This window comes from Methylobacterium sp. WL6 (genome assembly GCF_008040095.1).
Taxonomy (GTDB): Bacteria; Pseudomonadota; Alphaproteobacteria; order Rhizobiales; family Beijerinckiaceae; genus Methylobacterium.
In genome coordinates this window covers 1-4,991 of record NZ_VRVH01000315.1, presented here as the reverse complement: position 1 = coordinate 4,991, position 4,991 = coordinate 1, and the positions used below count along the sequence as shown (strand labels likewise).

General features: G+C 69.4%; 3 protein-coding genes and 1 pseudogene. 1 reads left to right on the top strand and 3 read right to left on the bottom strand.

What is annotated here, in order from left to right:
- From FV230_RS24425 to glgX, 3 genes are all read right to left on the bottom strand, one after another.
- Positions 1–1,398: AI-2E family transporter (locus FV230_RS24425; RefSeq protein ID WP_147844240.1), on the bottom strand; the 1,398-nt coding region annotated here is incomplete at its 3' end.
- Between the two features lie 188 nt (positions 1,399–1,586).
- Positions 1,587–1,964 (bottom strand): response regulator, encoded by a 378-nt coding sequence (locus FV230_RS24415; protein WP_147728597.1) that lies wholly within the window; start codon positions 1,962–1,964, stop codon positions 1,587–1,589.
- 141 nt (positions 1,965–2,105) lie between these two features.
- Complete coding sequence (gene glgX / locus FV230_RS24410; RefSeq protein ID WP_147844239.1) at positions 2,106–4,376, bottom strand: glycogen debranching protein GlgX; 2,271 nt, start codon at positions 4,374–4,376, stop codon at positions 2,106–2,108.
- Positions 4,377–4,683: 307 nt separating this feature from the next.
- Here glgX and FV230_RS24405 point away from each other — a divergent pair.
- Positions 4,684–4,991, top strand: a pseudogene (locus tag FV230_RS24405) (SHOCT domain-containing protein); the annotation flags it as partial.

Sequence of the window (4,991 nt, the reverse complement as noted above, 5' to 3'; positions counted from 1 at the left end):
GCGCCGGGCCACCGGCGTGGTGCCGAGCCGCGCGACCACGGTGCGGATCGCGGCGCCGACCTCGCCCTGGCGCTCCCGGTCGAGCGTCCCGCGCGACAGGTCCTCCTGCGCCAGCCTGAGGCCGGCGAGCACGACCTCGTCGTAGTAGGTGACGAGCGCCCGCTCCTTGAGGAACTGCCGGCCCTGATCGATCGCCTCGGCCGGATCGTTGGCGAGCATGCGCTGGTAGAAGATCTCCGGCGGATCGAGGGCCGGCTGGTCGCCGAGCAGCACGTCGAGATACCAGAGCCGGTCGACGTGGCGGCCGAGCACGACGAGGCAGACGGTGAGCGGGGTGGCGAGCACGAGGCCGATCGGCCCCCACAGGAAGGTCCAGATCGTCGCCGAGAGGATGACCGCGATCGGCGAGAGCCCGGTGGAGTGCCCGTAGAGCAGCGGCTCGATCACGTGGCCGGCGATCGGCTCAACCACCAGGAACAGGGCCGCGGTGGCGATCACCATGGTCCAGCCCGGATCGACCGAGGCCGCCAGCACCAGCGGCAGCAGGGCGCTGATCGCGGCGCCGATATAGGGCACGAAGCGCAGGATCGCCGCGAGCACCCCGAACAAGGTCGGGCTCGGCACGCCGATCAGCCACAGCCCGACGCCGATCACCACGCCGAAGGCGACGTTGAGGGCGAGCTGCGCCAGGAAGAACCGGCTGAGGCGGCGCGCCGCGTCGTCGATCGCCGCGGTGGTGCGGCGCAGGTCGCCCGAGCCGCCAGCCAGCCGGATCATCCGGTTCCGCAGATCCTCGCGCTGGAGCAGGATGAAGATCGTGAAGATCAGGATCAGGCCGGTGGTGGCCAGCGGGTGCAGGATCGGCCCGGCGAAGGTCTGGAGGTTCTCGACGAAGCCGGCCCGCGTGGCGCGGATCTCGACGGTGAGCGGATGCCCGGCGGTGCCCGGATCGCCCTTCAGCTCGGGCGGCGGCGGCGGCGACAGGGTCGCGCTCAGGTCTTGGAACACGTCGACGATTCGCGACAGCGTGCCGGTGTCGGCGGTCGCCCCGCGAAGGGACTTGATCTTGTCCTGCATCACCAGGGAATAGCGCGGCAGGTCGGACACGAGCTGGCCGCCCTCGCGCGCGATCAGGGTTCCGATCCCGAACAGCGCGCCGAACACCACCACGACGACGAGCAGCACCGCCGGCACCCGCGGCACGCGGATATGCCCGAGCAGGCGCACCGCCGGCACCAGGACGAAGCTCAGCAGGATCGCGAGCGTCACCGGCACGAGGATGTCGCGCCCGAAATACAGCGCCGCCATCACCGCGACGACGAGGAGGAACGAGGCCAGCGCGACGAAGACCGGCAGGCCGTTCTTGAGGCGCTGCGCGGTGACGGGATCGTCGCTCATGGGATTACGCTCCGGTTACGCTGAAGTCCGCCGCCGCCTCTTCCCTCCCCCCCTGCGGGAGAGGGTGGCCCGCGAAGCGGGTCGGGAGAAGGGAGCGCGTTGTCCGGAGAGGTCGCTCCCCTCTCCCGACCCTCGCCAACGCGAGGCCCACCCTCCCCCGCTCCAGGGGGAGGGAAGAATGGCCCGCCTCAGGCCGACGCCGTCTCGCCCAACGCCGCGCTGATCTGGCTGAGCAGCTTCGAGAAATCGACGGGCTTCGGGTGGTAGTCGTCGCAGCCGGCCTGGATCGCCTTGTCGCGGTCGCCCGACATGGCGTGGGCGGTGAGCGCGATGATCGGGATGCCGCGGGTGTCGCTGCCGGACTTCAGCGCGCGCGCCGCCGACCAGCCGTCGAGGATCGGCAGGTTCATGTCGAGCAGGATCACGTCGGGGCGCCCCGAGCGCGCCTGCTGCACCCCGGCCTCGCCGTCATGGGCCAGGATGACCTCGTACCCGCGACGCTTGAGCCGGCGGGACAGGAAATCCCAGATCTCCTCGTGATCTTCGACCAGCAGTATCTTGGGCATGGATGATGGATCCCTCGACGCATGACCGTCAGACGCGTCGCCGCCGCGCGTCGATACCCAACGCACGGCGGCCCGCGATCGTCCGATTTTTGTATTCAGCCCCTCGTGGCAGATCGTCCGCCCGAGGGGAAGACGCCGAAATCAGCGATCGGATTCGTCGAGATGGAAGTGGACCTCGTGGATGTTGGCCCGCTCGAAGGCCTGCATCACGTGCTGGTAGGACCGCTCCATCTCCGTCACCGCGTCGCCGGGCGTGTCGTCCGGCTTCAGCACGAACATCAGCATCGAGCGGCCGGTGACGTCGTAGCGCTCGCCCGAGGCGAAGCTCGCGATCTCCTGGCTGTCGGGCAGGTTGGTGTCGAGCAGGCGCGTCCAGGCCGATCCGCCGACCGACTCCGGCAGGGTGAACTGCACGAGGTCGTGGTAGGCGTTGTACATGATGAGCAGGGTGGCATCGCCGCCGCGGCGGTGAACGCCGGTCGCCTGGGCCCGCCCGTCGAGCAGCACCGCGAGCGAACGCGCGCCGCCGTCGGTCCAGTTCTCGGACCCCATCTCGGCCCCGTCCGGACGCAGCCAGGTCACGTCCTTGACGCCGAACTCCTCGTCGTACCGGCCCGTGAGGAAGCGGCCGCGGCTCAGGATCGGCAGCGCGTTGCGCAGCAGGATCAGGCGTTGGGTGAACTCGGCGAGATCGCGTTCCTCGGCGCCGATCGCCCCCCAGTCGATCCACGAGACCTCGTTGTCTTGGCAGTAGGCGTTGTTGTTGCCCTTCTGCGTCCGCGCGAACTCGTCGCCGGCCAGCAGCATCGGCGTGCCGTGGGACAGGAACAGGGTCGCCAGCATGTTGCGCATCTGGCGCAGGCGCACGGCGCGGATCGCCGGGTCGTCGGTCGGTCCCTCGACGCCGTAATTGTACGAGAGGTTGTGAGAATGGCCGTCGCGGTTGTTCTCGCCGTTGGCCTCGTTGTGCTTGTCGTTGTAGGCGACCGTGTCGTGCAGAGTGAAGCCGTCATGCGCGGTGAGGAAGTTCACCGAGGCCCAGGGCTTGCGCCCGCGCTTGTTGAACTTGTCGGCCGAGCCGGTGATGCGGTTGGCGAGATCGGGCAGCAGGCCCTCGTCGCCTTTCCAGTAGCCGCGGACGTCGTCGCGGAAGCGGTCGTTCCACTCGGCCCAGCCCGGCGGGAAGCCGCCGACCTGGTAGCCGCCCGGGCCGCAATCCCACGGCTCGGCGATGAGCTTCACGTCGTTCAGCACCGGGTCCTGGCGGCAGGCGTCGAGGAAGCCGCCGCCCTCGTCGAAGCCGTGCGGCTCGCGGCCCAGGATGGTGGCGAGGTCGAATCGGAAGCCGTCGACGCGCATCTCGGTCGCCCAGTAGCGCAGACTGTCCATGACGAGCTGCAGCACGCGCGGATGCGAGAGGTTGAAGGTGTTCCCGGTGCCGGTGTCGTTGATGTAGTAGCGCTCCTGCCCCGGCAGCAGCCGGTAGTAGGAGGCGTTGTCGATCCCCTTGAACGACAGGGTCGGGCCCTTCTCGTTGCCCTCGGCGGTGTGGTTGTAGACCACGTCGAGGATCACCTCGAGGCCGGCGCCGTGCAGGCGCGCGACCATCTCCTTGAACTCGGAGAAGGCGAAGTCCGGCACCGCCGCGTAGCGCCGCGCGGGGGTGAAGAACGAGATCGTGTTGTAGCCCCAGTAATTGACCAGGTTCTTTTCCTGCAGGTAGTCGTCCTGCACGAAGGCGTGGACCGGCAGCAGCTCCACCGCGGTGACGCCGAGGCTCTTGATGTAGTCGAGCACGTCGGGGTTGCCGAGGCCCGCATAGGTGCCGCGCAGGCGCTCGGACACCCGCGGATGGTTCTTGGTCAGGCCCTTCACGTGGGCCTCGTAGATGATGGTCTTCTCCCAGGGGATGTTCGGCTTGCGGTAGGCGCCCCAGGTGAAGGCCGGGTCGATGACCTGGCTGCGACGGGTGAACGGCGCGCTGTCGCGCTCGTCGAAGGTCAGGTCGTCGCCGGTCTCCATCTGGTAGCCGAACAGGGCCGGGTTCCAGGTGATCGAGCCGACGAGCCCCTTGGCGTAGGGGTCGATCAGCAGCTTGTTGTGGTTGAAGCGGTGCCCGGCCTTGGGCTCGTAGGGGCCGTGGACGCGGTAGCCGTAGATCGTGCCGGGGCGCGCGTCGGGCAGGTACCCGTGCCAGACCTCGTCGGTGTATTCGGGCAGCGCGATCCGCTCGATCTCCTTCTCGCCGGACTCGTCGAACAGGCAGAGCTCGACCTTGGTCGCATGGGCGGAGAAGACGGCGAAGTTCACGCCGAGGCCGTCCCAGGTCGCGCCGCGGGGATAGGGCTTGCCTTCCTGGATGCGCGAACGAACGGGACGGGTCGAGGCTGCGTAGCGGTTATGGTCGGCCATGTTCACTCCGGCGGCCGGGGCCGCATCACGACGACCGCTGCCTGACGCTCGGCAGCGGGGCCCCCGGGCCATTTTGTGAACGTGCGTCCGTGGGCGAAGCTCCGCCGTGCGCGAAATTTTTGCAGCGCAGCGAGGGGTGCCAAAGGTTCGGGCGGAAACCGTTCGCGGGCCTGGCATTTTTGCGCAGCCCGGGTTCTTCCACCGCTCCGCCGACCGCGGCATAGTGCGGGCTCGCCCCGGGCGCGAGGCCCGGCACACGCGGCCCCCAGCAGCGCCTCGGCGCATCGCGTCCCCCGGAGCAGCCCGCATGACCCTTGAGGCACACAACGACGAGGGCCCCGACCACGCCTCCGGGCTGCAGATCGTGGCGGATCGCCACGGCGTCAGCCTCGAAGCGGTGCGCCACCTGATGCGGGCGCTGGAGGCCGGCAATGGCACGATGGCGCAGTTCGACCACCCGGAGCTCGGCGGCATGGGCCAGTGGTTCTCCGGCGGCATGGTCATGGTCGGGCGGATGTTCGACGCGGAGCTGAAGGCCCGCGTCGCCGGCCTCTGCGCCGAGCTGGCCGACGCCCTGCCCCCGGGCGGCTGGAGCGGGAGCGGCCGGGCCGCGGG